The organism is Paraburkholderia sp. GAS448 (genome assembly GCF_050435685.1).
Classification (GTDB): Bacteria; Pseudomonadota; Gammaproteobacteria; order Burkholderiales; family Burkholderiaceae; genus Paraburkholderia.
Genome location: NZ_JBNDKT010000010.1, coordinates 243,601 through 265,921, shown reverse-complemented (window position 1 = coordinate 265,921; position 22,321 = coordinate 243,601). Strand labels below are relative to the sequence as shown.

General features: G+C 64.2%; 23 protein-coding genes. 10 read left to right on the top strand and 13 right to left on the bottom strand.

The features are described 5' to 3' along the window. Positions 1-160: 160 nt before the first annotated feature. From kynA to kynB, 3 genes are all read right to left on the bottom strand, one after another. Positions 161-1,108, bottom strand: coding sequence for a tryptophan 2,3-dioxygenase (kynA, locus tag P3T23_RS20540; protein ID WP_429317961.1), 948 nt, complete (start codon positions 1,106-1,108; stop codon positions 161-163). Between the two features lie 10 nt (positions 1,109-1,118). Next, positions 1,119-2,369: a kynureninase gene (gene kynU, locus P3T23_RS20535; protein WP_429317960.1), complete on the bottom strand. Its 1,251-nt coding sequence runs from the start codon at positions 2,367-2,369 to the stop codon at positions 1,119-1,121. Positions 2,370-2,443: 74 nt separating this feature from the next. Then, positions 2,444-3,079, bottom strand: coding sequence for an arylformamidase (kynB, locus tag P3T23_RS20530; RefSeq protein ID WP_429317973.1), 636 nt, complete (start codon positions 3,077-3,079; stop codon positions 2,444-2,446). A 130-nt stretch (positions 3,080-3,209) separates the two neighbouring features. On the opposite strand from kynB, the gene P3T23_RS20525 reads away from it, so the two are divergent. Then, positions 3,210-3,704 carry an Lrp/AsnC family transcriptional regulator gene (locus P3T23_RS20525; RefSeq protein ID WP_133661898.1) on the top strand — a complete coding sequence of 165 codons (495 nt, stop codon included), beginning with the start codon at positions 3,210-3,212 and terminating at the stop codon, positions 3,702-3,704. Between the two features lie 36 nt (positions 3,705-3,740). Here the strand turns inward: P3T23_RS20525 and P3T23_RS20520 are convergent, their stop codons facing one another. Then, positions 3,741-4,253 carry a flavin reductase family protein gene (locus P3T23_RS20520; RefSeq protein WP_429317959.1) on the bottom strand — a complete coding sequence of 171 codons (513 nt, stop codon included), beginning with the start codon at positions 4,251-4,253 and terminating at the stop codon, positions 3,741-3,743. Between the two features lie 239 nt (positions 4,254-4,492). Here P3T23_RS20520 and msrA point away from each other — a divergent pair, with 239 nt between their 5' ends. After that, entirely contained in the window at positions 4,493-5,041 is a 549-nt protein-coding gene (gene msrA, locus P3T23_RS20515) for a peptide-methionine (S)-S-oxide reductase MsrA (protein WP_429317958.1), read from the top strand. Between the two features lie 93 nt (positions 5,042-5,134). Here the strand turns inward: msrA and P3T23_RS20510 are convergent, their stop codons facing one another. From P3T23_RS20510 to pdxH, 3 genes are all read right to left on the bottom strand, one after another. Further along, complete coding sequence (locus P3T23_RS20510) at positions 5,135-6,385, bottom strand: DUF72 domain-containing protein (protein ID WP_429317957.1); 1,251 nt, start codon at positions 6,383-6,385, stop codon at positions 5,135-5,137. An 81-nt stretch (positions 6,386-6,466) separates the two neighbouring features. Further along, positions 6,467-7,696 (bottom strand): class I SAM-dependent methyltransferase, encoded by a 1,230-nt coding sequence (locus P3T23_RS20505; protein ID WP_429317956.1) that lies wholly within the window; start codon positions 7,694-7,696, stop codon positions 6,467-6,469. Between the two features lie 153 nt (positions 7,697-7,849). After that, positions 7,850-8,488: a pyridoxamine 5'-phosphate oxidase gene (gene pdxH, locus P3T23_RS20500; RefSeq protein WP_429317955.1), complete on the bottom strand. Its 639-nt coding sequence runs from the start codon at positions 8,486-8,488 to the stop codon at positions 7,850-7,852. 173 nt (positions 8,489-8,661) lie between these two features. On the opposite strand from pdxH, the gene tcdA reads away from it, so the two are divergent. Beyond that, positions 8,662-9,543, top strand: coding sequence for a tRNA cyclic N6-threonylcarbamoyladenosine(37) synthase TcdA (tcdA, locus tag P3T23_RS20495; protein ID WP_429317954.1), 882 nt, complete (start codon positions 8,662-8,664; stop codon positions 9,541-9,543). 142 nt (positions 9,544-9,685) lie between these two features. On the opposite strand, the gene trxA is transcribed toward tcdA, so the two are convergent. Both trxA and P3T23_RS20485 read right to left on the bottom strand, forming a co-directional pair. Next, the gene (gene trxA / locus P3T23_RS20490) at positions 9,686-10,534 is read right to left on the bottom strand and encodes a thioredoxin (RefSeq protein ID WP_429317953.1); all 849 of its coding nucleotides are present in this window, start codon (positions 10,532-10,534) and stop codon (positions 9,686-9,688) included. A gap of 67 nt (positions 10,535-10,601) precedes the next feature. Next, positions 10,602-11,483, bottom strand: a complete 882-nt coding sequence (locus P3T23_RS20485) for a pirin family protein (protein ID WP_429317952.1) — start codon at positions 11,481-11,483, stop codon at positions 10,602-10,604. A 204-nt stretch (positions 11,484-11,687) separates the two neighbouring features. Between P3T23_RS20485 and P3T23_RS20480 the strand changes: the two genes are divergently transcribed. Then, complete coding sequence (locus tag P3T23_RS20480) at positions 11,688-12,569, top strand: EamA family transporter (RefSeq protein WP_429317951.1); 882 nt, start codon at positions 11,688-11,690, stop codon at positions 12,567-12,569. 100 nt (positions 12,570-12,669) lie between these two features. On the opposite strand, the gene P3T23_RS20475 is transcribed toward P3T23_RS20480, so the two are convergent. Then, positions 12,670-14,214 (bottom strand): N-acetylmuramoyl-L-alanine amidase, encoded by a 1,545-nt coding sequence (locus tag P3T23_RS20475; RefSeq protein ID WP_429317950.1) that lies wholly within the window; start codon positions 14,212-14,214, stop codon positions 12,670-12,672. Then, a complete protein-coding gene (tsaE, locus tag P3T23_RS20470; RefSeq protein WP_429317949.1) occupies positions 14,196-14,753 on the bottom strand; it encodes a tRNA (adenosine(37)-N6)-threonylcarbamoyltransferase complex ATPase subunit type 1 TsaE in 558 nt (185 codons plus the stop codon). Before tsaE ends, P3T23_RS20475 begins: the two co-directional genes overlap by 19 nt. Before the next feature lie 17 nt (positions 14,754-14,770). On the opposite strand from tsaE, the gene queG reads away from it, so the two are divergent. The 3 genes from queG (at position 14,771) to xerD (ending at position 17,537) form a co-directional block, all read left to right on the top strand. Beyond that, on the top strand, positions 14,771-16,003 hold the full coding sequence (gene queG, locus P3T23_RS20465) for a tRNA epoxyqueuosine(34) reductase QueG (protein WP_429317948.1): 1,233 nt from the start codon (positions 14,771-14,773) through the stop codon (positions 16,001-16,003). Between the two features lie 107 nt (positions 16,004-16,110). Further along, a complete protein-coding gene (locus tag P3T23_RS20460; RefSeq protein WP_429317947.1) occupies positions 16,111-16,581 on the top strand; it encodes a methylated-DNA--[protein]-cysteine S-methyltransferase in 471 nt (156 codons plus the stop codon). Positions 16,582-16,649: 68 nt separating this feature from the next. Further along, the gene (gene xerD / locus P3T23_RS20455; protein WP_429317972.1) at positions 16,650-17,537 is read left to right on the top strand and encodes a site-specific tyrosine recombinase XerD; all 888 of its coding nucleotides are present in this window, start codon (positions 16,650-16,652) and stop codon (positions 17,535-17,537) included. Positions 17,538-17,582: 45 nt separating this feature from the next. On the opposite strand, the gene P3T23_RS20450 is transcribed toward xerD, so the two are convergent. Continuing rightward, entirely contained in the window at positions 17,583-19,166 is a 1,584-nt protein-coding gene (locus tag P3T23_RS20450) for a class I adenylate-forming enzyme family protein (protein ID WP_429317946.1), read from the bottom strand. A gap of 131 nt (positions 19,167-19,297) precedes the next feature. Between P3T23_RS20450 and ybaK the strand changes: the two genes are divergently transcribed. Together ybaK and plsY are read left to right on the top strand one after the other, a co-directional pair. After that, positions 19,298-19,789 (top strand): Cys-tRNA(Pro) deacylase, encoded by a 492-nt coding sequence (gene ybaK / locus P3T23_RS20445; protein ID WP_429317945.1) that lies wholly within the window; start codon positions 19,298-19,300, stop codon positions 19,787-19,789. Positions 19,790-19,915: 126 nt separating this feature from the next. After that, positions 19,916-20,548 (top strand): glycerol-3-phosphate 1-O-acyltransferase PlsY, encoded by a 633-nt coding sequence (gene plsY, locus P3T23_RS20440; RefSeq protein WP_429317944.1) that lies wholly within the window; start codon positions 19,916-19,918, stop codon positions 20,546-20,548. Positions 20,549-20,595: 47 nt separating this feature from the next. Here the strand turns inward: plsY and P3T23_RS20435 are convergent, their stop codons facing one another. After that, positions 20,596-21,081 (bottom strand): YajQ family cyclic di-GMP-binding protein, encoded by a 486-nt coding sequence (locus P3T23_RS20435; protein WP_429317943.1) that lies wholly within the window; start codon positions 21,079-21,081, stop codon positions 20,596-20,598. A 181-nt stretch (positions 21,082-21,262) separates the two neighbouring features. Between P3T23_RS20435 and murB the strand changes: the two genes are divergently transcribed. Then, positions 21,263-22,303, top strand: coding sequence for a UDP-N-acetylmuramate dehydrogenase (gene murB, locus P3T23_RS20430; protein WP_429317942.1), 1,041 nt, complete (start codon positions 21,263-21,265; stop codon positions 22,301-22,303). Positions 22,304-22,321 lie beyond the last annotated feature (18 nt).

Here is a 22,321-nt window from a genome sequence, read left to right as displayed (position 1 = left end):
CGGCCCCTTTTTTTTTTTTGGGGGGGGGGGGGGGGGTGTCTCTGGGGGGGGGGCCCCCCCCGGGGGGGGGGGGGGGGGGGGGGGGCGGGGGGGGGGGGGGGGGGCCCCCCCCCCCCCCCCCCCCGCGCCGCATGGAACATCACCCGTTCGTGTGCCCTGTCTAGAGAAGCGTACGCACGTGCCACAACTCAGGAAACAGCACCACGTCCAGCATTTTCCGCAGATACGGCGCGCCGCTCGTGCCGCCGGTGCCCTGCTTGAATCCGATGATCCGCTCGACGGTCGTCACATGCCGGAAACGCCATTGGCGAAACGCGTCCTCGAGATCGACAAGCTCTTCGGCCATTTCATACAGTTCCCAATGCTGCGAGGGATTGCGATACACCTCCAGCCAGGCCGCTTCGACCGATGCGTCGTGTTGGGTCGGCCCGGTCCAGTCCCGGTTCAGCCGTTCCGGCGCAATCGCAAAGCCGCGCCGCGCGAGCAGGCGGATGACCTCGTCGTAGAACGACGGCGCTTCGAGCGTCGCGCGCACTTCCGCAAGGACATCGGGCCGATGCGCATGGGGCTTCAGCATCTGTTCGTTCTTGTTGCCGAGCAGGAACTCCAGTTGCCGGTACTGGTACGACTGGAAGCCCGATGAAGCGCCCAGGTAGGGCCGCATTGCGGTGTATTCGGACGGGGTCATGGTCGCGAGCACGCTCCACGCCTGCACCAGTTGTTCGAGAATGCGCGACAGGCGCGCCAGCATCTTGAATGCGGGCGGCAGGTCGTCGCGACAGACAGCGGCCAGCGCGGCGCGCAGTTCGTACAGCCCGAGCTTCATCCATAGTTCGCTGGTCTGATGCTGGATGATGAAGAGCATCTCATTGTGATCGGGCGAGAGCGGATGCTGTGCCGAGAGGATCGAACCGAGCGACAGATAGTCGCCATAGCTCATCGACTCCGAGAAGTCGAGCTGCGCGTCGTGCCAGCCGTCTCCGCCTCCGGGCACATGCGGCGCGTGCGCGCCGGCGGCGGCCGCCGCATGCGTACCCACGGCGGCGCCGTGGCCGAATGGGCACCCGCGTGCCGGTTCGTCATCAGGCCGTTGCATGTGATCGGTCATCGCGGGCTCCTTACGTCACTGCGCCGCGTGCGGCGAATTCGGGTGCACGCCACGTCTCGTGGGCGAGGACGTCGCGCAACGTTTCGACGGCGTCCCACACATCGACGAAGCGCGTATAGAGCGGCGTGAGGCCAAAACGCAGCACATGTGGCTCGCGATAGTCGCCGATCACGCCACCCGCGATCAGCGCCTGCATCACTTCAAAACCGTGCGGATGCTCGAAGCTCGCATGCGAGCCGCGCTCGCTGTGCTTGCGCGGTGTCACGAGCGTCAGCGGGAATTCGCTGCAACGCGACTCGACCAGTTCGATGAACAGATCGGTGAGCGCGAGCGATTTCCGGCGGACCGCCTGCATGTCGGTCTGCAGAAATACATCGAGCCCGGATTCAACGAGCGCCATCGACACCATCGGCTGCGTGCCGCACAGATAGCGGCCGACGCCTTCATCCGGCTCGTACGTCGGGTTCATCTCGAACGGCGCGCGATGGCCCCACCAGCCCGACAGCGGCTGCGAAAATTCATTCTGGTGGCGATGAGGCACCCACACGAAGGCCGGTGAGCCCGGGCCGCCGTTCAGATACTTGTACGTGCAGCCGACCGCATAGTCGGCCCCGGCGCCGTTCAGATCGACCGGCACGGCGCCCGCCGAATGCGCAAGGTCCCACAGCGCAAGCGCGCCTGTCTCATGGATCAGCTTCGTGAGCGCCGTCATGTCGTGCATGTAGCCGGTGCGGTAGTTCACGTGCGTGATCATTGCAATGGCCGTATCCGGGCCGAGCGCGGCCGGCAGTTCCGACGGGTCGTCGATGAGGCGCAATTCGTAGCCGCGATCGAGCTGTTCGATGAGGCCCTGCGCGATGTACAGATCGCTCGGGAAATTCGAGCGCTCCGACACGATCACGCGCCGCTTCGGATCGCGCTGGTTCTGCAGCTTCAACGCGGCGGACAGCAGCTTGAAGAGATTGATCGAGATCGTGTCGGTGACGACCACTTCGTTGTGCGCCGCGCCGATCAGCGGCGCGAGCTTGTTGCCGAGGCGGCGCGGCAGCGCGAACCAGCCGGCGCTGTTCCAGCTGCGGATCAGTCCTTCGCCCCATTCTGCGGCGATGACTGTCTGCGCGCGTTGTGCGGCAGCCGCCGGCGGCACGCCGAGCGAATTGCCGTCGAGATAGATGGTCGACGGCGAGAGCGCGAACTGATCGCGCAGCGGAGCAAGCGGGTCGGCGCGGTCGAGCGCTACAGCTTCTTCACGGGTATTCATGGTGGTCCATTCAGGTACAGGCATGGTTGGGCGGGTGAGGCCTGGGTCGGCCAGGTTCAGGATCAGATTCAGGTTCAGGTCGGCAAGGCGCGCAGCACGGCACGCACCGGGCTCGCGTCGAGCGTGGTGAACCTGAGGGGCAGCGCGATCAGTTCGTAGTCGCCGGCGGCGACTTCGTCCAGCACGATGCCTTCGAGTATCGCCATGCGATGGGCGCGAATCCGCTGGTGGGCGGCCATCGTCTTCGATTCCTGCGGATCGAGCGACGGCGTATCGATACCGATCAGCCGGACGCCGTGCGCCGCGAGCAGATCGATTGTTTCCGGCGCGACCGCGCAGAACGCGCTGTCCCATGTGGCGGTGGGCGCGCGTTCGTAGGTCCGCAGCAGCACGCGCGGCGGAAGGGTGCTGTCGAGCGCGGCGGCGACGTGCCCGGGTGTCACCAGAGGCGACGCGCCGACGCAGTGGATCACCCGGCAGCGTCCAAGGTACGCATCGAGCGGCACCTTGCCGATGGCGGCGCCGTCGGCATCGTAGTGAAGCGGCGCGTCGGTATGGGCGCCGGTGTGGGGCGATAGTGTGATTCGCGCAACATTCACCGGCGAGCCGGCTTCCATACGCCAGACGCGCTCGATGCCGACCGGCGTATCGCCCGGCCAGACAGGCGTGGCGGTGTCGACCGGCGGGGTGATGTCCCAAAGTCCTGTCATCCCGGAGTGGTGTTGTGTGTCCATTCTTCAAATGATAGGCGGGGTGCCGCGAAATGTGATTGCGAAAAAATCACCTTCTTTGGCCTCTCCTGGAACATAATTTGAGGCAAATGGGAAAGGGAGACCGAAAATGAACGCGATCTCGCTCGACGCCACCGATTGCCGTATCCTGGCGGTGCTTCAGCATGAGGGACGGATCAGCAATCTCGATCTGGCAGAACGGATTTCGCTCTCGCCTTCGGCTTGTCTGCGAAGGCTGCGGTTGCTGGAGGAGCAGGGCGTCATCGAACGCTACCGGGCGTGCCTGAACCGTGAAGTACTGGGTTTCGAGCTGGAGGCGTTCGTGCAGGTCTCCATGCGCAACGATCAGGAAAATTGGCACGAGCGCTTCGCGTCGGCGGTGCGAGACTGGCCGGAGGTGGTCGGCGCGTTCGTCGTGACGGGCGAAAGCCACTACGTGCTGCGCGTGCTGGCGCACAACCTCAAGCACTATTCGGATTTCGTGCTGAGCCGGCTTTACAAGGCGCCCGGCGTGATGGACATCCGCTCGAACATCGTTCTGCAGACGCTCAAGGAAGATTCGGGCGTGCCGGTGGAACTGGTAGCCGGGGCGGCCGCGAAGTAGGGGTGAAGCAGGACTGGACGCAGGGATGAAAGCCGCTCAGAGCGGCTTCAACCCGTGGAACTGACCGTTCTGGAACACCAGCGGCGCGGTCTCGCCAGCCTGCTCGTGGACGCCGCAACGCTCGACCTCGCCGACGAAAATCACGTGATCGCCTTCTTCGTAGCGGCTGCGATTGTGGCACTCGAACCAGGCAAGTGCTCCGTCCAGCACTGGCATGCCCGAATCGCCGGCCGCATGCGACACGCCTTCGAAGCGGTCGCCCTTCACTGTCGCGAAGCGTTTGCAAAGTTCCAGCTGCGACGTCGCGAGCACGTTCACCACATAGTGACTGTTTGCCTGGAACACGGGCATCGACGCCGAGCGCGTCGCGAGACTCCACAGCACGAGCGGCGGCGCAAGCGACACCGAATTGAACGAACTGGCGGTGATGCCGATCAGCTGGCCGGACGCCGCGCGCGTCGTGATTACGGTGACGCCGGTCGCAAACTGGCTGAGTGCGAGCTTGAACGCCACCTGGTCGAAATTGGGCGGGCTGGCACGCTTCTTCATTGAACGGAGGCTCCGGATGCCGGCCGGGCGGTGGGGCATCGCGGCTTGGCGGGAAGAATTGAATCGAAGGTCATGTAGAAAATCGGCGAATTGCCCCAATTCTAACGGAACCGCGGGCGGGCCAGCCGCGAACCCCTGCCGGCGCACGCAAAAGCCGCTAAGCTAAAAACGATTCACCGGTTCCGATCGGGTCTGATTGAGAAGCGCGTGCGGCGCAGCAAACAAGCAAGGAGCGATCAATGAGTCAGGCAAGTGAAACCGCCACCCTCGGCGGCGGATGTTTCTGGTGTCTTGAAGCCGTGTTTCTGGGCGTCGACGGCGTGAACGCCGTCGAGTCGGGCTACGCGGGCGGCCAGGTCGATCACCCGACTTACGAGCAGGTCTGCGATGGTGAAACCGGTCACGCGGAAGTCGTCAAGGTGGACTTCGATCCGTCGCGGATCAGCTACCGCGAAATCCTGGATATTTTCTTTGCGATCCACGATCCGACCCAGGTGAACCGCCAGGGCAACGACGTCGGCACGCAGTACCGGTCGGCGATCTTCACGCATTCGGACGCGCAGCGCGAGACGGCGGAACAGGCCATCCGCGAGATCGCCGCGCAAGGCATCTACGACGGGCAGATCGTGACCCAGGTGCTGCCGCTCGACGGTAACTACTGGCCGGCTGAGGCGTATCACCAGAACTATTTCGCGCAGCATCCGGATCAGGGTTATTGCTCATTCGTCGTTGCGCCGAAGGTCGCGAAATTCCGTCAGAAGTTCGCGCACCGGATCAAGGCGGGCTAAGGCCGCATGATGGCTGGCGGCGCTGCGTCGCCCCCGGCGGGCGTTCGACCGGTCATGGTCGACCGCCCGCTCGCCGGGGCGCGCAGCCTGCGGTCAGGCGCTTTCTTCGCGCAAACGGGTGCAGGCCTCGACGATCGCCTCGCCGAGTTTCACGCAGGTCAGCGGCGCTGAACCCTCCGCCTTGTTGTTCGCGGCGATCAGCACCGGCCAGCCAGCCAGCGCGTAGCGGGCCGCCAGTTCGGCAAGCGCGGCGCGGGTCGTCGGATCTTCATCGACGAGACGGTCGAACGGCTCGTATTTCGCCTTCGCCTGCTCATATTTGAAGCCGCCGTGCAGGCTCCAGCGCACGATCAGCGGACCGGCCGGCTCGCCATCCAGCAACGCGAGCGCGGCTGCCTGACGCAGCGGATCCGGCATCCGCGCATGAATTCCCACGCAGTAACGGACGCCTGCCGCGCGCAACGCGCGGATGAAACGCGGTGTCAGCAGACAGGCGTCGCGGATTTCGACCGCGTAGCACGCGCCGCCCTCCGGCAGCCGCGGCAGCGCCGCGAGAAAGGCGCTCAGGCGGTCGATGAAAATCGCTGGCTCGGCCATCATCTCGTCGGGCAGCGGCGAAAACTGGAACACCAGCGCGCCGGCCCTGGCGCCCAGGCCGTCGAGACAGGGACGCACGAAGTCGTCGATCGCGATCTGTGCATTCTGAAAACACGGGTTCAGTGAGACCGGTTCGCCGCGTTCGGCCCGCACGGTTGCGTCGGTGACCGACTGCGGCGCCTTCACGATAAAGCGGAAATGGTCCGGCACCTGACGGGCATAGCGCAGGTAGTCGGCGAGCGTCAAGGGTGCGTAGAACGACCGGTCGATACTCACGGTGCGCAGCAGCGGATGCGAACCGTAGGCCGCGAGCCCGTCGCGCGAGAGCTTGCTGTTGCTGTAGTCGTCACCGTAGACGATCCCGTTCCAGCCGGGAAACGACCACGACGAGGCGCCGAGATGAACCTGCGGCGGCAGGGCGTCAGCTACAGCGAGCACATCTGCAGAAGGAATGGCGGCGACGACGTCGCGCGCGCGGTGCTTCGGTTTTTCAGCATGGGGAGAAGCCGGTGCCGGCGTCGCGGTGAGGGCAACCTCTTCGCGCCAGAGCGGTGAAGAAGCCAAAGCGCTTGCTGCTTCGCGCGAAGACGGTCTGGTCGGCGAAGTCGCCGCGCGGACTGACGCACCTGGCGAATCGGATGCAGGTGCCGCCATCGGCATCCCGAACAGATCGAGCTGCGGCGCCTCGTCTTCCCCTTCGTTTGCCTGAAGCTGTTGCGCGACTGCGCCGTGCTGGCCTTCTTCCATCGATTCCCGTATCCGATTGCTGTTGTGACACCAGACCGAAGCGCCTGCGGCGGCGATGCCGCCCGCCTCGCCGGCCCAGTGTCACGCCACCAACGGATCACTGCGGCCGTTGTACATGTATCGCCGCGACCACGGCAAGGTCCTCGCGCTGCGGCCCGCCTTGCGGCAGACGATCTGATAGATCGACACGTCGTCGTTCTCGAACGCGTACGCGCAGCCCGCAAGATACACGCGCCAGATTCGGAATTTCTCGTCGTCGACCAGCTTGCGCGCGGCCTGGGCGTGCATTTCGAAATTCTCAGCCCAGATATCGAGCGTGCGCGCATAGTGCCGCCGCAGGCTTTCGACGTCAACCGCTTCCAGGCCGCCGCGTTGCATCGCCTCGAGGGCGAGGCTGATATGGGGCAGCTCGCCGTCCGGGAACACATAGCGGTCGATGAATTCGCCACCGCCGAGCGCCGTCTCGCCGCTGTCGTAATCGGTCGACGTAATGCCGTGGTTCATCGCCACGCCGTCGTCGGCGAGCAGATCGTGGATCTTCTGGAAGTAGCCAGGCAGATTCTTGCGCCCGACGTGCTCGAACATCCCGACGCTCGTGATGCGATCGAACTGGCCTTCGACGTCGCGATAGTCCTGCAGGCGGATTTCGATCCTGTCCTCCAGACCGGCCGCCTTGACGCGCGCCGTGGCGAGATCGAACTGGTTCTGCGACAGCGTCACGCCGACGCACTGCGCGCCGAATTTCTGCGCGGCACGCAGCACGAGCGCACCCCAGCCGCAGCCGATGTCGAGCAGGCGCTGACCGGGCTGCACCTGGATCTTGGTGAGGATGTGGTCGATTTTCTTGATCTGCGCGGTGGCGAGGTCTTCATCGCCGTTCTCGAAGTACGCGCACGAGTACACCATGTTGTCGTCGAGCCACAGCCGGTAGAACTCGTTCGAGACATCGTAGTGATACTGGATCGCCTTCCTGTCCGACGTTTTCGTGTGATTGAAGTAGCGTCGTACACGCGCGAGCTTGCCGGCACTCGTGACGGTGTTGCGTGCCAGCGAATAGCTGACATTGATGATGTCCGACAGCTTGCCTTCGATGTCGATCTTGCCCTTCACGTACGCCTCGCCCAGATTGTCGAGGCTCGGTTCGAGCAGATACGGCAGCGCCGTCGCACTCTTGACGTGCAGCGTGACCTGGGGCGCGGCAAACTGCCCGAAGTCGTGTTGCTGGCCATCCCACAGCACGAGACGTGCAGGCAGGTTGGCCTTGCTTCTTACCTCTTCTACCCACTGCGCCAGCTTCTTCTCCCAGAACATGTGATTTCTCCGTGTCCAATGAAATCAAAGCAAAGCCTTTCTGGATAGCGGCGCGCCGTGGCGTTACTCCAAAGCCTCGATGGCCGCGCGCGATCCCGCCGGTCGACGCGGCCGTCCGGCAGGACGTCCGCGCACCGGGCGCCGTATATAGAGTTAAGGCGACAGCCGGGCGATCTGCCAGTCGCCGTTGGCTGTGCGCGTATACCGCAGGCGGTCGTGCAGTCGCGACGGCCGGCCTTGCCAGAATTCGATGGCGTCCGGCACGAGCCGGTAGCCGCCCCAGTTCGGCGGACGCGGCGGCTCAGCGCCGAATCGTTCGCTGAATTCGCGTTCGCGCGCTTCGAGCACGGCGCGGCTTTCAATTACCTGACTTTGTTCGGACGCCCAGGCGCCGATGCGCGAATCCACCGGACGCGACGCAAAATAGGCGTCGCTTTCGTCGGCGCCTGTCTTTGCAACGACGCCCTCGATACGCACCTGGCGCTCGAGTTCGATCCAGTAGAAAAGCAGGGCGGCGTGCGGGTTCTCCGCGAGTTCGCGGCCTTTTCGGCTGTCGTAGTTAGTGAAGAAGGTGAAGCCGCGTTCGTCGACGCCCTTGATTAGCACAATGCGTGCCGAAGGCCGGCCACGGCCATCGACCGTAGCCAGCGTCATGGTGTTCGGCTCGGGCAACTGGGCGTCGAGTGCCTGCGCGAACCATGTCTTGAACTGCCGGATCGGGTTGCGGTCGACATCGGCTTCGTCGAGCGAACCGAGCGAATAGTTTTTGCGAAGTTCGGCAAGTGTCGTCATGTTCTTATGCGAACGCTACAGTAAGGCCAGTATAGCGAAGGAACGGATTTTCTGCGTTGTGACGGATCAACGTAGTCGCGTCTGAAGCTTTGGGCGGGTGCCCGGCTCACTCGCCCGCGATCAGGCAAAATACGGGCTTCGCAAGCCAGCCTGCTCCCAACGAGTTCGTCGCCATGTCCACGCCTAGCAGCACCGCGCATACCGGTGCATTTTCCGATCTTACTACCAGCCCCGGCGGGAATGAAATCGCCGACCGTGCGCGCCGTTTCGGCGGCATCGCGAGGCTGTACGGCGCACCGGCGCTCGAAGCGTTCGAGCGGGCGCACGTTGCTGTCATCGGTATCGGTGGTGTGGGTTCGTGGGCGGCCGAGGCGCTCGCGCGCAGCGCAATCGGCAAGCTGACGTTGATCGACCTCGACAACGTCGCTGAAAGCAACACGAATCGGCAGATTCACGCGCTCGACGGCAACTACGGCAAGCCGAAAGTCGAGGCGATGGCCGAGCGGATCAGATTGATCGATCCGCTGTGCGATGTGCGCCTCGTCGAAGATTTCATCGAGCCGGACAATTTCGCTTCGGTACTGGGTGGCGGCGGCTTCGACTACGTGATCGATGCGATCGACAGCGTGCGTACGAAGACCGCCTTGATCGCGTGGTGTGTCGAACAGAGGTTGCCGCTGATCACGGTCGGCGGCGCGGGCGGTCAGCTCGATCCGACGCGTATCCGCATCGACGATCTGGCGCTGACGATCCAGGACCCGCTGCTCTCGAAGGTGCGCGCGCAGTTGCGCAAGCAGCACGGTTTTCCGCGCGGCCCGAAGGCGAAATTCAAGGTGAGTGCAGTCTATTCCGACGAGCCGCTTATCTATCCGGAAGCGGCTGTGTGCGATATCGACGAGGAAGCCGAACACGTCACGACGTCGCCGGGGCATACCGGACCGGTGGGGCTGAACTGTGCGGGCTTCGGTTCGAGCGTGTGCGTGACGGCGAGCTTCGGGTTCGCAGCGGTGGCGCACGTGCTGCGTGTACTGGCGCAGCAGGGCAACGGCAGATGAGCGCCAGGTGAGCGCCAGGTAAGCGCCAGGTGAGCGCCAGGTGAGCGCCTGCCGGGTGCTCCATCCGGGCTGAAAACAGAAACGCGGCCAGCAGGCCGCGTTTCTGTTTGTTGCTCAAACCGTGTTGCTCACACTGACGCGCTCAATTCAGCGCCGCGCTGAGCTTGCGCCGCCACTGCGCCACCAGCTCCGGTTGATGTGCCGCCAGATCGAACACCGACAGCATCGTTTTGCGGCCGATGTCCTCGCGGAACGAGCGGTCGCGATGCACGATCGCGAGCAGATGCTCCAGCGCGTCAGCGTATTTGCGCCGCGCGATGAAGGCGCTGGCGAGATCGAAGCGCGCTTCCAGATCATCCGGATTCGCCGCGACTTTCGCCTCCAGCGCGTCGGTGGGCGGCAGGTCGGCTGCTGCATCGACCGCATCGAGCCGCGTCTTGATTGCGTTAAAGCGCGGGTCGATGTCTTGCGTGGTTTTCGCCGATAGCAGGTCGACTTCGTTGCGTGCTTCGTCGAAGCGGTTTTGATTCAGCAACAGTTCGATCAGGTCCAGACGTGCCTCTTCGTAACCCGGATCGAACGCGAGTGCTGCCTTCAGATGATCGAAGGCATCGTCGAAACGACCTTCGGCGATCGCGATCTGTGCATTGCCGCGTTCGGCTTCGGCGGAGTCCGGCACCAGGCGGTCGAGAAACTCGCGCAACTGGCCTTCCGGCAGCACGCCGACGAACTGGTCGACCGGGCGGCCGTCCGCAAAGGCGATCACATGCGGAATGCTGCGCACCTGGAAGTGGGCGGCGAGTTCCTGATTTTCATCGACGTTCACCTTCACGAGCTTCCATTTGCCCTCGTACTCGGCTTCGAGCTTTTCGAGCATCGGGCCGAGCGTTTTGCACGGGCCGCACCACGGCGCCCAGAAATCGATCAGCACTGGAGCGAGCGTCGAACCTTCGATGACGTCTTTTTCGAAAGTGGCCAGAGTGGTGTCCATTGCATCCTCGTCGGAAAAACTGTCTGTGCATCAAATGGGGGCTCGCGCCCCGAATTCAATGCGCCATTCACTGTGGCTTGCGCTCTGGCAACGGAATCCATTCCGTTTCGCCCGGCACCTTGCCCATCTGCTGGTTCGTCCATAGAACCTTGGCGCGTTCGATCTTTTCACGCGAACTGGCCACGAAATTCCATTCGATAAAGCGTTCACCGTCGATCTTCTCGCCGCCCAGCAGCATGACGGTCGCCCCCTTCGTGCTCGCGAGCGTGACGGTTTCGCCGGGCGTCAGCACGGCCATCAGGCCGGCTTCGAGCGCTTCGCCGTCGATCGCCAGATCGCCTTCGACCAGATACGCGCCGCGCTCGTCGTGTTCCGGCTCGAGCGCGAACGAACTGCCCGGCGCAAAGTGGGCGGCGACGTAGAGCGTGCCCGAGAAGGTCGTGGTCGGCGCGGTCTGGCCGAAGGCCGTGCCTGCGATCACGCGTAGCGTGACGCCGTGGCGCTCGATCTCCGGCAGCGTCGCCGCCGCGTGATGTTCGAAAGACGGCTCGTCGTCTTCATGCGCGAGCGGCAGCGCGACCCAGGTCTGGATGCCGTGCATGGCCAGGCCTCGGCCGCGGTCCTCGCTTGGCGTGCGTTCCGAATGCACGATGCCGCGGCCGGCGGTCATCCAGTTCACGTCGCCGGGAACGATCTTCTGCTCGGACCCGAGACTGTCGCGGTGCATGATCGCGCCTTCGAACAGATAGGTGACGGTCGCAAGGCCGATGTGCGGATGCGGGCGGACATCGAGGCCCACACCTGGCGCGAGTATCGCCGGACCCATATGGTCGAAGAAGATGAACGGTCCGATGAGGCGCGCCGCCATCGCCGGCAGCACACGCCGCACGGTAAGACTGCCGACGTCGCGCAAATGAGGCTTGAGAACCGCCTTGATCGGGGAGGACATGGGTAAGGCTCCTGGCTGCCGCGGTTGAGGGGACAGGTCATTTTAACGCTCGCGCGAGGTGGGCGGCTGGTCAGGTGAACCAGGGCCCGGCCAGCGGTGCTCGCAAAGAAGCGCAAGTCTGGACAAGTATCCCGCAGAGGACCTGCGACTTTCCGGCGGGCGCTCCGCTAAACTTGGATCTTCGTGAAAGAGAGGAGGCGAAGAATGTCGCCGAGGGATCTGCTGCTGGCGCTGGTGGTGGTCGCTGCGTGGGGTGTGAACTTTGTCGTCATCAAGGTCGGCCTGCACGGCGTGCCGCCGATGCTGCTCGGCGCCTTGCGCTTTCTGCTGGCCGCGATTCCTGCCGTGTTCTTCGTCAAACGTCCGCAACTGCCGTGGCGCTGGCTGCTGGCCTATGGCGCGACCATTTCGTTCGGCCAGTTCGCTTTTCTCTTTACCGCGATGTATGTCGGGATGCCGGCGGGCCTCGCTTCGCTGGTGCTGCAGGCGCAGGCGTTTTTTACGCTGCTCTTCGCGGTCATGTTTCTCCATGAGCGTTTTCGCGCGCAGAACGTCATCGGTTTGTTGATCGCGGCGGGTGGCCTCGCGGTGATCGGTCTGGAGGGCGGTCACGTGATGACGCTTGCCGGCTTTGTCCTCACGCTGTGCGCGGCGGTCTCGTGGGCGCTCGGCAATATCGTCACCAAGAAGATCGGCAAGGTCGATCTGGTCGGCCTCGTAGTGTGGGCGAGCCTGATTCCGCCGCTGCCGTTTCTCGTCCTGTCTTACTTCGTCGAAGGTCCGCAACGGATAGCCGCGGCGCTGACCGGCATCGGCGGATCGTCGATCTTCGCGATCGTCTATCTCGCGTTTATCGCAACGCTTCTGGGCTACAGCCTCTGGAGCCGTCTGCTGTCGCGTTATCCGGCAAGCCAGGTTGCGCCGTTTTCGCTGCTCGTGCCGATTGTCGGGCTGGCCTCCGCATCGCTCTTTCTCGACGAGCATCTGTCGACCGCGCAGATTGCCGGTGCGGTGCTCGTGATGGCAGGACTCGCTGTGAACGTATTCGGCGGATGGGTCGTGCAACGTGCTGCGTCGGCGCGCTGACCGGAAAATCCGGCAGAATCGGGACGCGCGCCTGTCGCGCCCCTGACGTAAAAGCGGCCGCATCGAGCGGCCGCTTTTACATGGCAAGACGACCAGCGCATTACGTCATCCGGTTCTTCGCAAGCGGCGGATTCGCCGCGAAGTAACGCTTGATGCCAGTGAGAATCGCGTCGGCCATCCGGTCGCGATAGGCGTCGTCGTTGAGACGTTTTTCTTCGTCGGGGTTGCTGATGAACGCGGTCTCGACGAGGATCGACGGAATATCGGGCGCTTTCAGCACTGCAAACCCCGCCTGTTCGACCGAGCCCTTGTGCAGCTTGTTGATGTCGCCGATCTCCTTCAGCACGAAGTTGCCGTAACGCATCGAATCGCGGATCTGCGCGGTGGTCGACATATCGAACAGTGCGCGGTTCACGCTTGCGTCGGCGGTCTTGATGTTGATGCCGCCGATCTGGTCAGACGAGTTTTCCTTGTTCGCCATCCATTGCGCCGCTGCGCTCGACGCGCCGTGCTCCGACAGGGCGAACACCGACGAGCCGCGTGCGGACGGATCGGTGAACGCGTCGGCATGGACCGATACGAAGAGGTCGGCCCCCACGCGCCGCGCTTTCTGCACGCGGACGTTGAGCGGCACGAAGAAGTCGGCGTCGCGGGTCATCATCGCGCGCATGTTCGGCTGGGCGTCGATCTTTGCGCGCAGCTTCTTCGCGACGTCGAGTGCGATGTGCTTTTCATACGTGCCGCCGCCGCCGATCGCGCCCGGGTCTTCGCCGCCATGGCCCGGGTCGATGGCGACCGTCAGGAGGCGGACCGTGTTGCCTCGGCCGGATTTCGGCGCTGTGAACTTGTACGTATCGTCGGTGGCATCGGCGCCGTCGTCGTCGTTGCGGGCGATGGCGGTCGGCGGCGCGGGTTTGACTGTCGGGCGCGGCGGCGGCGGCGGCGTCGGCGTCGGGTTTGGCATAACTCGCGCGGGTGGTCGCGGCACATCCGGCGACGATGGCGCGCTGTTCTGCGCGTAACGCTCGAAGAACGCGTCGCTGTTGTCGCCCGGCGGCGGCGATGTGGGGCCCGAAAGCGTCACGGGCGGCGCGTTGTTTTCGTTGAGCTTCTGTTCCTTGCGCTCGGTCTGCGCGAGGAGATCCATCAGCGGATCCGGAGCCACAGCCGGATAAAGATCGAACACGAGGCGGTATTTATATGCGCCGACGGGCGGCAAGGTGAACACCTGCGGCTTCACCGAACCCTTCAGGTCGAACACCATCCGCACGACGTGCGGCTGATACTGCCCGACCCGCACGGCCTGAATCTGCGGATCATTCGGCGTGATCTTCGAGACGAGATCGCGCAGGGCCTGATCGAGATCGAGACCGGTCAGATCGACCACCAGCCGGTCGGGGCCCTGCAAAAGTTGCTGTGCGTTTTGCAGCGGCTGGTCCGATTCGATCGTCACGCGCGTGTAGTCGCGTGCGGGCCAGACGCGCACGCCGAGCACCGAACTCGCCCGTGCGAGGCGCGGCGCGACGAGCCCGAGCACGAGCGTCGACGCGCCCGCGCGCAGGATCTGCCGGCGCCTCCAGTTATGCGTCGCGGTGGCCGCTGACTCGATCGAGCGGAACGGTTTGATCAACATCTTTCGAGACATGCCTTTCCTGATTCGCTGTATGCGCGCGCGACGAGAAGGCGTCCATCGCCCTCCACATCGAGCGAGAAGACGAGATCCGGTATGCCGAGCAGGGTGCCCGCGCGTTCCGCCCATTCGACAAGGCAGATCGCTCCGCTGTCGAAGTATTCGCGAAAGCCTGCATCGGCCCATTCGGCCGGATCGGTAAAACGATAGAGATCGAAGTGGTACAGCTCGAGTTCCCCATCGGGGCGTTCGACCGCGTAGGGTTCGACCAGCGTGTAGGTTGGGCTGCGCACGCGACCCGTGTGTCCGAGGGCGCGCAACGTAGCGCGCACGAGCGTGGTTTTGCCCGCGCCGAGGTCGCCCAGCAACTGCACCTGCAAGCCCTGGAATTCGCTGCGGGCGTCGGGTTCCGATGCGGCCCGGCGTACGTGATCGATGGCGTCGGCGAAGCGCGCGCCGAACGCACTGGTGGCGGCTTCGTCCGCGAGCGCGAAGTGGCGTTCGAGCAGGACGGCAGCGGCGGGTTTGATCACGTGAACGGGGTTGTCGGGCATTCTCGTAAAATGGCGTGATGAACCGATGTCCGGACCACCCCGTTTCCTGCACGCCTGCGTCCGATGACGATGCGCGTGCCGTGCGTCATTTCGATGAAGCGGCGCTGAACGCGCTCGCCTTGCGCATCAAAACGTGGGGCCGCGAACTGGGTTTCGGTGCGATCGGTATCAGTGACACCGACCTCACAGCTGCCGAGGCGGGGCTCGCCGCGTGGCTCGAAGCGGGCTGCCATGGCGAGATGGATTATATGGCCAAACACGGGATGAAACGTGCACGGCCGGCCGAGCTTGTGGCCGGCACGCGACGCGTGATTACCGCACGAATGGCCTATTTGCCCGCCATGACGCTTGCCGGAAACGCCGACGAAAGCGACCCGCAGGCTATGCCGCAGGACTGGCGCAAGGCTGAACTCGGCCGGCTTGCGGACCCGTCCGCTGCGGTTGTCTCGATCTACGCGCGTGGTCGCGACTACCACAAGGTGATGCGTAACCGCTTGCAGCAGCTCGCGGAAAAGATCGAAGCTGAGATCGGCGGATACGGCTATCGCGTGTTCACCGATTCGGCCCCGGTGCTGGAAGTCGAGCTGGCGCAGAACGCGGGTGTCGGCTGGCGTGGCAAGCACACGTTGCTGTTGCAGCGCGACGCAGGCTCGCTGTTTTTTCTCGGCGAGATCTACGTCGACGTTCCGCTGCCAACCGACGCTGAAATCGCGCCGGGAGAGGCGCCCGAAACCGCCGGCGCGCATTGCGGCAGTTGTACGCGCTGTATCGGCGCCTGTCCGACGGGCGCGATCGTCGAGCCGTACAAGGTCGACGCGCGGCGCTGCATCTCCTACCTGACGATCGAACTGAAAGGCAGTATTCCCCAGGACTTGCGGCCGCTGATCGGCAATCGTGTGTATGGCTGCGACGATTGCCAGCTTGTCTGTCCGTGGAACAAGTTCGCGCAGGCCGCGCCCGTTGCGGATTTCGATGTCCGGCACGGGCTCGATCGCGCGACGCTTGTCGAACTGTTCGGCTGGACCGCCAGCGAGTTCGACACGCGGATGCAGGGCAGCGCGATCCGTCGCATTGGCTATGAGTGCTGGCTGCGCAATCTGGCGGTCGGCATGGGCAATGCGCTGCGTGCGGATCGTGCGAGCCTGTCGGTTGCGGCGCGAGCCGACATCGTCGAAGCATTGCGCTCGCGTATCGACGACGCGTCCGCGCTGGTTCGCGAGCACGTGGAATGGGCGCTCGAGGCAGCGTAAAGTAGCGGGGTTCCGGCTGCGTTCCTCGTCCGTGCCCTGCGTTGCGTTCTGGAAGACAGGTGACGCATGTTCAACACACCGGATGCCGCGCCGAAAAGGAGGCAATGATGTTCAACGCAGTAATCGATGCGCCGTTCGGCAAGGTCGGCATCCGTATCGAAGCCGACGCCGTGCGCGAGATCGTCTATCTGCCTGATTCGATACGCAGCGTCGCGCCCGATACGCCGCTCGCGAAGGAGGCCGTTGAGCAGATCGAGCGCTATTTCGAGCGTGCGTCGGCAACCTTCGACCTGCCGCTCGCCAATGTCGGCAGTGCATTTCAGCGACGCGTCTGGCAGGCTATCAGCGACATTCCGCCGGGCATCGTGCTGACGTACGGGCAGGTCGCGAAACAGGTCGGCAGTGCACCGCGCGCGGTTGGCCAGGCGTGCGGCGCGAATTATTTCCCGCTGGTGATTCCGTGCCATCGCGTGGTGGCATCGGGCGGGATCGGCGGCTTTGCGAATCACGACGACGACGGCTACTTCCGCAAGGTCAAGCGCTGGCTCCTCGCACACGAAGGTGTTCCCTACGCATGAGCAGCACGACCGGCATCTCCGAGACCGTCATCGACGAAGCGCCTGGCGCGTTGCAGTCGCCGCTCTTCATGACGAGCAACGCGTCGATCGATGCGTTTTGCGACGCGCTGTGGCTCGAACACGGGCTGTCGCGCAACACGCTCGATGCGTATCGCCGCGATCTGCGGCTCTTTGCCGAATGGCTCGCGAAGAAGCGCGACACCTCGCTCGATACGGCGAGCGAAGCGGATCTCAACACCTACAGCGCAGTGCGGCAGAAGGACAAGTCGACTTCGGCGAACCGGCGTCTGTCCGTGTTCAGACGTTATTACGCGTGGTCCGTGCGTGAACATCGCGCAACCGTGGACCCGACGCTGCGCATCCGCTCGGCGAAGCAGCCGCCGCGCTTTCCGACGACGTTGACCGAGGCGCAGGTCGAAGCATTGCTCGGCGCGCCGGATATCGACACACCGCTCGGGCTGCGCGATCGCACGATGCTGGAACTGATGTATGCGAGCGGGCTGCGCGTCACGGAACTCGTGACGTTGAAGACGGTGGAAGTCGGGCTCAACGAAGGCGTGGTGCGCGTGATGGGGAAGGGCTCGAAAGAGCGGCTGATCCCGTTCGGCGAGGAGGCGCACGGCTGGATCGAACGCTATCTGCGCGAAGCCCGGCCTGCGTTGCTGGGTGCACGGGCGAGCGACGCGCTCTTCGTCACCACGCGTGCGGAGGGCATGACGCGTCAGCAGTTCTGGAACATCATCAAGCGCCATGCCGCCGCGGCCGATGTGCGCGCGCCGCTGTCGCCGCACACGCTGCGGCACGCGTTCGCCACGCATCTGCTGAATCACGGCGCGGACCTGCGTGTGGTGCAGTTGCTGCTCGGTCACACGGATATCTCGACGACGCAGATATACACGCACGTCGCGCGCGAGCGGCTGAAGTCGCTGCACGCGACCCACCATCCGCGAGGATGATTCTGTCGGGGCGCGGCGCGGCGACCGTTTAGCGCCCGCGCCTGCTCAAATCAGATCGCGCAGTCGGTGCTTGAGAATCTTGCCGGTCGATGCCGCCGGCAGCGCCGCGAGCACGCGCACTTCGACAGGCCGCTTGTACGGTGCGAGGCGGCCGCTGCACCAGCCGATCAGCTCAGCCGGCGTCACCTGCGCGCCAGCCGCAAGTTCGACGAACGCCACCACTTCCTCATTGCCTTCGACCGCGCGGCCAATCACCGCGGACTGCACGACTTGCGGGTGCGCATTCAGCACATGCTCGACTTCCGCCGGATAGACGTTGAAGCCCGAACGGATGATCAGTTCCTTGCTGCGGCCGACGATGTTGAGCGCGCCATCGGACTCCTGCCGCGCGAGGTCGCCGGTTTTCAGCCAGCCATCCGCGGTGACCGTGGCCCGGGTCTGTTCCGGGTTGCGGTAATAACCGAGCATCACGTTCGGCCCGCGTACCCACAATTCGCCGATCTCGCCTTGTGCGACATCGACACCATCCAGCGAGACGAACCGCACTTCAACCCCCGGAATCACCTGACCGACGGAAACATCGGTGCGCGGTGCGTCGAGCAGGGTCTGCGAGACGGTCGGGCTGCTTTCGGTCATGCCGTAGCCGTTGTGCAATGTCACGCCGTACACGCTTTCGACACGCGCTTTCAGCGCAGCGTCGAGTGGCGAGCCGCCTGAATAAGCGAAGCGCAGTCGCGGCGCAGACCATGCATGTCCGTGTGTCTGCAGATATTCGAGCAGCCTGGCGTGCATGGCGGGCACACCCTGGAAGATCGACACACGCTCTTCGGCGAGTGCGCGACGCACTGCTTCGGGCGAGAAGCGCGACGCGAGCCGCAACGTCGCGCCTGCGTGCAGGCTGCCGAGGCACACCGAGGCGAGGCCATACACGTGCGAAACAGGCAGAACCGCATACACGACATCCTCCGGACCCACACGGCGCAGCGTGCTGGAGATCGTCGCGATGAACATCAGGTTGCGGTGCGACAGCATCACCCCCTTCGGCGTGCCTGTCGTACCGGTGGTGTAAATCAGCGCCGCGCATTGTTTTTCGCTGGCGGCTTCGACGGGCTCGGCGCTCACCGTGCTGTCGGACGTCCACGACCATCCACCGATGTCGATTCCCGACGCCAATGCCGGTGCGGGTTGCGCGCCATGACGTTGCGCGTGCTGCAGCGCATCGGGCGACGCGTCGACCGCATAGGCGACCACGCGCGGCTGCGCGTGCGCGCGGATGGCTTCGAGTTCGCCCGCAGAGAGCCTGGCGTTCGATACAAGCGACCACGCGTCGAGTCTGGCTGTGGCAAACAGCAGCACGATCTGCACGATACTGTTCTCGGCGACGATCATCACGCGGTCGCCCGCGCGCACGCCCCATTCGCGTAGTTGCGCGGCAGTGGCGTCGATGGCGTCCACGAATTGCTGGCGGGTGAGCTGCCGGGTGTCTTCGATCAACGAGATGCGCTGTGGGTCGCGCGCTGCAGCCCGGACAGGAATGTCGGCAATCCGTGCCGGCAGCGAAGCGAGCAGGGCAGGGATGCCGGATGCGTCGAATACGCGCTGACCTGGGAGGGTGGGATCGGCGGACAATGCTGTCTCCTTGATGCGCCGGGGACTCCGGCGACGGGATATTTTCGAACGATCGTGCCACAATCGACGGCCACACACAATTGAGGATTGGGCAAATACCCGTCATGTGGCGAGGCATTTACAATGCGCCGATGAGCAAATCGAGACACGTTTCCGAAACCCCCGCGACGCAGTTTCTGCGCCGCCACGGCGTCGCCTTCGGCGAACATCCATACGACTACGTCGACCACGGCGGCACGGCCGAATCGGCGCGCCAGCTGGGTGTGGACGAACATCATGTCGTCAAGACGCTCGTGATGGAAGACGAGCATGCCAGGCCCTTGATCGTGCTGATGCACGGCGACCGCACTGTGTCGACGAAGAACCTGGCCCGTAGAATCGGCGCGAAACGCGTCGAGCCGTGCAAGCCCGAGGTCGCGAGCCGGCATTCGGGTTACCTGATCGGCGGCACGTCGCCGTTCGGCACGCGCAAGGCGATGCCGGTGTATGTCGAGTCGACGATACTCGAGCTCGATCAGATCTGGCTGAATGGCGGCCGGCGCGGCTTTCTGGTGAGCATCGCGCCGAAGGTGCTGACCGAGCTGCTCGACGCGAAGCCCGTGCAGTGCGCGAGCGTCGATTGAGCCGGCCGGGTCGTGCGAGATGATCGTGTTCGGTAGAATGTGCGCCGTTCTGGTCGTGCTGTATCGGTGGTTTCCAGTTTCGTCACCCACTAGCCTTTCCGGCACATTACAAGAAGAGTCCACAGCATGGAAAACCTGATTGTCGCCGTCGCGGCCTACCTGATCGGCTCGGTGTCGTTTGCCGTGATCGTGAGCGCCACGATGGGGCTCGCCGACCCGCGTTCATACGGCTCGAAGAATCCTGGCGCGACCAACGTCCTGCGCAGCGGCAACAAGACCGCCGCGATCCTCACGCTGCTCGGCGATGCATTCAAAGGGTGGCTCGCGGTGTGGCTCGTCAGCCACTTCGGCCCCCACTATGGCCTCGATGATTCGGCGATCGCCCTCGCCGCGATTGCGGTGTTCCTCGGCCATCTGTATCCGGTGTTCTTCCGCTTCAAGGGCGGCAAGGGCGTGGCGACCGCCGCGGGCGTGCTGCTTGCAATCCATCCGGTGCTGGGCATCGCGACGCTGCTGACGTGGCTCATCATCGCGTTCTTCTTCCGCTATTCGTCGCTGGCGGCGCTCGTGGCCGCCGTGTTCGCGCCGCTCTTCGACGTGTTCCTGTTCGGTCCGAACATCATTGGGCTGGCTGTGCTCGCGATGAGCGCGCTGTTGATCTGGCGCCATCGGGCGAACATCGGAAAGCTGATCGAGGGTAAGGAAAGCCGGATCGGCGAGAAGAAGCGCAACGCGCCGCCGACGGGCAAGCCACGTTGACCTTTCGAAGCGGGGCGCCATGTCAGATGGCATGACGCCCCATCCGCTCAGTCGCGGAAGTTGTTGAAGTCGAGCGGCGTGTCGGTCACGTCCTTGCGCAGCATCGCGATGGCGCTTTGCAAATCGTCGCGCTTGGTGCCCGTCACGCGAACCGCGTCGCCCTGAATGCTCGCCTGGACCTTGATCTTGCTGTCCTTCACGAGCTTGACGATCTTCTTCGCGAGGTCGCCCGAGACACCTTTCTTCACGGTGATGATCTGCTTGACCTTGTCGCCGCCGATCTTCTCGATCTTGCCATAGTCGAGGAAGCGTACGTCCACGTTGCGCTTCGCCATTTTGGACAGCAGCACGTCCTTGACCTGGGTGAGCTTGAAGTCGTCGTCGGCGTAGGCGGTGAGTTCGCGCTCCTTCTGCTCGACGCGGGCATCCGAGCCCTTGAAGTCGAAGCGGGTCGAAATTTCCTTGTTGGATTGCTCGATGGCGTTCTTGACTTCGATCATGTTGGCTTCGCTGACAACGTCAAACGATGGCATTGCATTCTCCCAATAGTGCGCGGTGGCTGGCACAGCCGGACGGCCGCGCGTGACGCACTCGCTATAATCACGAACCGGCTGTCATTTTACCGACGCCTTTCCCATTTGCCCAAGGCCGCCGCGCAACGCCGCGCAGCGTGGCCCTGAAGATCCCCGAGATCCTGACGATCCCAACATCCTGATGTCCCAAGCCGCTGCCGTTTCGTTTCTGTCCAGTTTTCCGCTCAAGGCGCACAACACCTTTGGCTTCGATGTGCGTGCGCGCCTCGCGTGCCGCATCGAACATGAGGCGCAGATCGTCGCTGCGGTCGACGATCCCCGTTCGGCGGGCTTGCCGCGGCTCGTACTGGGCGGAGGCAGCAATGTCGTGCTGACGCGCGATTTCGACGGGCTCGTGCTGCTCGTTGCGCTGCACGGCCGGCGTCTCGCGCGCGAGGACGATGACGCATGGTATGTGGAGGCGGCGGCCGGAGAGAACTGGCATGAATTCGTCGAGTGGACGCTTGCACAGGGCCTGCCCGGACTCGAGAACCTGGCGCTGATTCCGGGAACGGTCGGCGCGGCGCCCATCCAGAACATCGGCGCGTACGGCCTTGAAATGTGCGAGCGCTTCGCGTCGCTGCGGGCGGTCGAGCTGGCAACGGGCGATGTCGTCGAACTCGATGCAAAAGCCTGCCGCTTCGGCTATCGCGACAGTTTCTTCAAACGGGAAGGGCGCGACCGTTTCGTGATTACGTCGGTGACGTTCCGGCTGCCGAAAATGTGGGCGCCACGCGCCGGCTACGCCGACATTGCGCGCGAACTCGCTGCCGATGGTTTTGGTGACGCGTCACCGACTGCGCAGGCGATCTTCGATGCCGTCGTCGCCGTGCGGCGCGCAAAGCTGCCCGATCCGCTCGAACTGGGCAATGCGGGCAGCTTTTTCAAGAATCCGGTCATCGATGCAGCGCATTTCGAAGCGTTGCAGCAGCGCGAGCCGGACCTGGTGTCGTACCGGCAGCCGGATGGACGCGTGAAGCTCGCAGCTGGCTGGCTCATCGACCGGTGCGGCTGGAAGGGGCGAGCGATGGGCGCGGCGGCCGTTCACGACCGGCAGGCGCTGGTGCTGGTGAATCGCGGGGGCGCAACGGGCGCCGAGATTCTGACGCTGGCGCGGGCGATCCAGAGCGACGTTATTCGGCGGTTTGGCGTCGAGCTTGATGCGGAGCCCGATTGCCTGTGAACGGCTGGTAGCTTTGGC